The 6,587-nt window shown below is 75.5% G+C and carries 1 protein-coding gene; it reads left to right on the forward strand.

Annotated features, from left to right (window positions below; genetic code table 11):
- On the forward strand, positions 1 to 6,587 hold a 6,587-nt coding region (locus tag AB4039_RS40665; protein WP_442273149.1), incomplete at both ends, for an SDR family NAD(P)-dependent oxidoreductase.

Consider the following 6,587-nt stretch of genomic DNA (forward strand, 5'->3'; position numbering starts at 1 on the left):
TCCCTGCTGGACGTGCTCCGCCAGAAGGACGGCGCGCCGGGCTTCGACCGGGTGGATGTGGTCCAGCCCGCGCTGTGGGCGGTGATGGTGTCCCTCGCCGAGCTGTGGCGGGCCAACGGCGTCGTTCCGGCCGCGGTCGTCGGTCACTCTCAGGGGGAGATCGCGGCCGCGGCCGTGTCCGGGGCTCTGTCGTTGGAGGACGCGGCGAAGGTGTCCGCGCTGCGGGCCAAGGCGCTGCTCGCCCTGGCCGGCAAGGGCGGCATGGTGTCGGTCGCCGAGACGGCCGATGCGGTGGTGGAACGTATCTCCGGCTGGGGTGAGCGTCTGGCGCTGGCTTCCGTCAACGGTCCGCGGTCGACGGTGGTTTCGGGTGATCCGGAGGCGCTGGACGAGCTGATGGCGGCCTGTGAGGCCGATGGCGTCCGGGCGCGTCGGATCAATGTGGACTATGCCTCGCACGGTCCGCAGGTGGAGTCCATCCGCGACGAGGTCATCGGCCTCCTCGCGGGCATCGAGCCGCGGACGGCCGAGGTCCCGTTCTTCTCGACGGTGACGGGGGAGTGGGCCGACGGTTCCGAGCTGGACGCGGAGTACTGGTACACCAACCTCCGCCGCACCGTCCGTTTCCAGGACGCCATCAACGGCCTCCTGGAGCGCGGACACGGGCTGTTCGTGGAGTCCAGTGCCCACCCGGTGCTGACGATCGGGGTCCAGGAGACCATCGAGGCCGTCGGCGCGTCCGCCGTCACCCTCGGCACCCTGCGCCGCGACGAGGGCGGCCCGCAGCGCTTCCTCGCCTCCCTCGCCGAGGCCTGGACCCACGGCGCCCCCGTCGACTGGCAGCAGACCGTCCACGCCGCCGCGGACGACCCGGGCCGGCGCATCGAGCTGCCCACGTACGCCTTCCAGCGCGAGCGCTACTGGCTGGAGGTGGCCGGCTCCGGATCCGGGGACGTGTCCGCCGCCGGTCTCGGCGCCGCCGACCACCCCCTCCTCGGTGCGACCGTCCGCCTCGCCGACGGGGACCAGGCCGTCCTCACCGGCCGCCTGTCGCTGCGCACCCACTCCTGGCTCGCCGACCACGCCGTGAACGGCACCGTCATCCTCCCCGGCACCGCGTTCGTCGAACTCGCCGTCCGCGCCGGTGACGAGGCCGGCTGCGACACCCTCGACGAGCTCACCCTGGAGGCCCCCCTCGTACTGCCCGCCGAGGGCGCGGTCCGCCTCCAGCTCGTCGTCGGCGGCCCCGAATCCGACGGCCACCGTCCCGTGGCCCTCTACTCCCTCCCCGAGGAAGCCCCCGAAGGCACCCCGTGGACCCGGCACGCCACGGGCCTGCTGCTCAGCTCCCGCCGGGAACCCTCCTTCGACCTGGCCGCCTGGCCGCCGCCGGGCGCCGAACCCGTCGACCTCGACGGCTTCTACGAGGCCCTGGCCGGTGCCGGCTACCAGTACGGGCCCGCCTTCCGGGGCCTGACCGCCGTGTGGAAGCAGACCGGCGGCGACGAGATCTACGCCGAGGTCGCCCTCCCCCACGAGCAGCACGAGGACGCGGCCCGCTTCGGCCTCCACCCCGCCCTCCTCGACGCCGCCCTGCACGCCGGGCTGGTGTCCGCCGCGCGCGGCGAGGCCGAGGGCGTACGCCTGCCGTTCTCCTGGAACCGGGTCGGCCTCCACGCGGTCGGCGCGACCGCGCTGCGCGTGCGGATCGCCCCGGCCGGCGAGGACGGCGTCGGCCTGGAGATCGCCGACGCCACCGGCCGCCCGGTCGCCACCGTCGGCGCCCTGGTGTCCCGGGCCGTCGGCGCCGCCTCCCTCGACGCCGGTCCCGCGACCGACGACTCCCTCTACCGGCTGGACTGGACGGCCGTGGAGACGGACGGCCTCCCCGAGGACGCCGTCCCGCACGACTGGATCGTCCTCGGCGAGGACCTCCTCGGCATCGAGGCCGCCTTCCAGCGGCTCGGCGCGTTCCCGCAGGTCTTCGACGACGTGGCCACGCTCGGCGACGCCGTCGCCGCCGGGCTGCCCGCCCCCGAGGTCGTGGTCCTGCCCGTCGGCGGCGCACCGGCCCCGGACGCGGACGCCCCGGCCGGCGCGCTCGCCGACGCGGTGCGCGAGGAGACCGCCCGCGTCCTCGTCCTCCTCCAGGAGTGGCTCGCCGACGAGCGGCTGGAGGGCGCCCGGCTGGCCGTCGTCACCCGCGGCGCCGTCTCCGTACGCCCCGGCGAGGACGTCACCGACCTCGTCCACGCCCCGCTGTGGGGCCTGGTCCGCTCCGCGCAGGCCGAGAACCCGGGCCGGCTGCTGCTCGTCGACCTCGACGCGGCCGTGGACGCGGCCGAGGCCGCCGCCGCGGCGCTCCCCACGGCCGTCGCCGCCGCGCGGCGCGCCGACGAGCCGCAGGCCGCCGTACGCGACACGGTGGTGCTCGCGCCGCGCCTGGTCCGCGGGACCGCCCCCGGCGGCATGCTGACGCCCCCGCGGTCCGCCGCCGGGTGGCAGCTCGCCTCCTCCGGCGGAACCCTCGACCACCTCGCCCTGGTGCCCGCCGGGACCCGGCCGCTCGCCGAGGGCGAGATCCGTATCGCGGTCCGGGCCGCCGGCCTGAACTTCCGCGACGTGATGATCGCGCTCGGCATGTACCCGGGCGACGCGACCATGGGCAACGAGGGCGCCGGCGTCGTCACCGAGACCGGTCCCGGCGTCACCGGACTCGCCGTCGGCGACCGCGTGATGGGCCCGTTCCCCGGCGCCTTCGGCCCGCACACGGTGGCCGACCGGCGCGTCGTCACCCGCATTCCCGACGGCTGGTCCTTCGAGGAGGCCGCGTCCGCGCCGACCGCCTTCCTCACCGCGTACTACGCGCTCGTCGACCTGGCGGGCCTGAAGGCCGGCGAGCGGATCCTGATCCACGCCGCCGCGGGCGGTGTCGGCTCGGCCGCGGTGCGGATCGCCCGGCACCTGGGCGCCGAGGTCTTCGCCACCGCCAGTGAGGGCAAGTGGGACGCGCTGCGCGCCGCCGGTCTCGACGACGCCCACATCGCCTCCTCCCGCGACGCCTCCTTCGAGGAGCGCTTCCGCTCCGCCACCGGCGGCGAGGGCGTCGACGTCGTCCTGAACTCCCTCGCGGGCGAACTCACCGACGCCTCGCTGCGGCTGCTGCCGCGCGGCGGCCGGTTCGTCGAGATGGGCAAGACCGACGTCCGCGACCCGCGCGACACCGAGCGGGACCACCCCGGGGTCGGTTACCGGGCCTTCGACCTCGCCGAGGCGGGACCCGACCGGATCGCCGGGATGCTCACCGAGCTGGGCCGGCTCTTCGAGGCGGGCACGCTCCGGCCCCTTCCCCTGCGGACCTGGGACGTCCGGCGGGCCCCCGAGGCGTTCCGGTTCATGAGCCAGGCCAAGCACACCGGCAAGATCGTCCTGACGGTCCCGCAGGGCTGGGACCCGGACGGGACGGTCCTGATCACCGGCGGTACGGGCACCCTGGGGGCGCTCGTCGCCAGGCACCTGGTCACCGAGCACGGCGTACGGCACCTGCTGTTGGCCGGCCGCCGCGGCCCGCAGGCTCCGGGGGCGGCCGAACTCGTCTCGGAGATAGCACAGTTGGGTGGTTCGGCCGAGGTCGTGGCGTGTGACGCCGCCGACCGCGACGCGCTCGCCGCACTCCTCGCCGCGATCCCCGCCGACCGGCCGCTGCGCGCGGTCGTCCACACCGCCGGAGTCCTCGACGACGGCGTGATCGCCTCCCTCGACGCCGACCGGCTCGCCGCCGTCCTGCGTCCCAAGGCGGACGCGGCCGCGCTCCTCCACGAACTCACCCGCGACCTGGACCTGACCGCCTTCGTCCTGTTCTCCTCCGCCGCCGGCGTCATCGGAGGCCCCGCCCAGGGCAATTACGCCGCCGCCAACGCCTTCCTCGACGCCCTCGCCCAGCACCGCTGCTCCCGGGGCCTGCCCGCCACCTCCCTCGCCTGGGGACTGTGGGACGAGGCCAGCGGCATGACCGGCCACCTCTCCGAGGAGGACGTGGCCCGCATGGCCCGCTCCGGCATGGTCGCCTTCTCCCCGGCCGAGGGCCTCGCCCTCCTCGACGCGGGCACCACCGGCGGCGCACCCCTCCTGGTGCCCGTACGCCTGGACGCGGGCGCCCTGCGGACCATGGCCACCACCCACAGCCTGCCCGCGCTCGCCCGCGGCCTGGTCCGCGTGTCCGCCCGCCGCACCGTGGAGAGCGCCGAAGGCGCCGGCGGCTCGGCACTCGCCCGCCGCCTCACCGCGCTGAGCCCCGACGACCAGCTGCGCACCCTGCTCGACCTGGTCCGCACCCACGCGGCCGCCGTCCTCGGGCACTCCGCCGCCGAAGCCGTCGGCGCCGAGAAGGCCTTCAAGGAGCTCGGCTTCGACTCCCTGACCGCCGTCGAGCTGCGCAACCGGCTCGGCGGGGCCACCGGACTGCGCCTGCCCGCGACCATCGTCTTCGACCACCCCACCCCGGCCTCCCTCGCCCGCCAACTGCGCACCGCGCTCGTCGGCGACGCCGACGGCGAACAGCGGGACGAGGACAACGCCCCCCTCACCGCCCCGGCCGCCGACGGCGACCCGGTCGTGATCGTCGGCATGGCCTGCCGCTTCCCCGACGGCGTGGACTCGCCCGAAGCACTGTGGCGACTGGTCACCGGCGAGGGCGACGCCATCGGAGCCTTCCCCGCCGACCGCGGCTGGGACCTGGACGCCCTCTACGACCCCGAGCCCGGCACCCCCGGCCGCACCTACGTCAAGGAAGGCGGCTTCCTGCACGACGCCGGCCGCTTCGACGCCGAACTCTTCGGGATCTCCCCGCGCGAGGCCCTCGCCATGGACCCGCAGCAGCGGCTCGTCCTGGAAGGCGCCTGGCAGGTCTTCGAACGGGCCGGCATCGACCCGGCCACCCTCAAGGGCAGCCGCACCGGCGTCTTCGTCGGAGCCGTCCCGTCCGGGTACGCCACCGAACTGCGCGAGATCCCCGAAGGCGTCGAGGGCTACTTCGGCACCGGCCTCTCCAACAGCGTCATCTCCGGCCGCGTCGCCTACAGCTTCGGCCTCGAAGGCCCCGCCGTCACCGTCGACACCGCCTGCTCCTCCTCCCTGGTCGCCCTGCACCTGGCCGCGCAGTCCCTGCGCCAGGGCGAGTGCTCGATGGCCCTGGCCGGCGGCGTCGCCGTCATGTCGACCCCCGCCGAGTTCGTGGAGTTCGGACGCCAGCGGGCGCTCGCCGCCGACGGCCGCGCCAAGGCCTTCGCCGGAGCCGCCGACGGCACCGCCTTCTCCGAAGGCCTCGGCGTGCTCCTCCTGGAGAAGCTCTCCGACGCCCGCCGCAACGGCCACCGCGTCCTCGCGGTCGTCCGCGGCTCCGCCACCAACCAGGACGGCGCCAGCAACGGCCTCACCGCCCCCAGCGGCCCGTCCCAGCAGCGCGTCATCCGCCAGGCCCTGGCCTCCGCCAAGCTCGCCGCGCAGGACGTCGACGCCGTCGAGGCCCACGGCACCGGCACGAAGCTCGGCGACCCCATCGAGGCGCACGCCCTGCTCGCCACCTACGGCCAGGGCCGCCCCGAGGACCGGCCGCTGTGGCTCGGCTCCCTCAAGTCCAACATCGGCCACACCCAGGCCGTCTCCGGCATCGCGGGCGTCATCAAGTCCGTGATGGCCCTGCGCCACGGCGTCCTCGCCAAGACCCTGCACGTCGACGAGCCCTCCCCGCACGTCGAATGGTCCACCGGGGCCGTCGAGCTGCTCACCGAGCAGCGCGCCTGGCCCGAGACCGGCCACCCGCGGCGCGTCGGTGTCTCCTCCTTCGGCCTCAGCGGCACCAACGCCCACGTCATCCTGGAGCAGGCCCCGCGGACCGCCACCCCGGACCACGACCGGGCGCCCGAGGACACCGCACGCCCGACGGTGGCCGCAGTCCTCGCCGCCACCGTGCCCTGGACCCTGACCGGCAAGAACCCGGCCGCCCTCCAGGCACAGGCGGGGCGGCTGCACGACCACCTCGCCGCCGACGTCGACCTGTCCCTGTCCGACGTGGCCCTGTCCCTCGCCACCACCCGGGCACGCCTGGAACACCGGGCCGCCGTCGTCCTCGGCAGCCGCGAGGAGGCCCTCGCCGGACTCGCCGCGCTCGCGGCCGGCGCGCCCGCCGGACGCACCGTCACCGGCGCCGCCGACACCGAGGGCAAGACGGTGTTCGTCTTCCCCGGTCAGGGGTCGCAGTGGGCGGGGATGGCGGTGGAACTGCTGGATTCCTCGCCGGTGTTCGCGGCCCGCTTCGCCGAGGTCGCGGGGGCCGTGGAGGCGCACGTCGACTGGTCGGTGGAGGGGGTGCTGCGCGGGGACGGGGACCTGACCCGTATCGAGGTGCTCCAGCCGGTCCTGTTCACCGTGATGGTGTCCCTGGCCGAGCTGTGGCGTGCGGCGGGTGTGGTGCCGGACGCGGTGGTCGGTCACTCGCAGGGTGAGATCGCGGCCGCCGTCGTCTCGGGCGCGCTGTCGCTGGAGGACGGCGCCAGGGTGGTCGTGCTGCGTTCGCAGCTGTTCGCGGA

The organism is Streptomyces sp. M-16, assembly GCF_052114405.1.
Classification (GTDB): domain Bacteria; phylum Actinomycetota; class Actinomycetes; order Streptomycetales; family Streptomycetaceae; genus Streptomyces.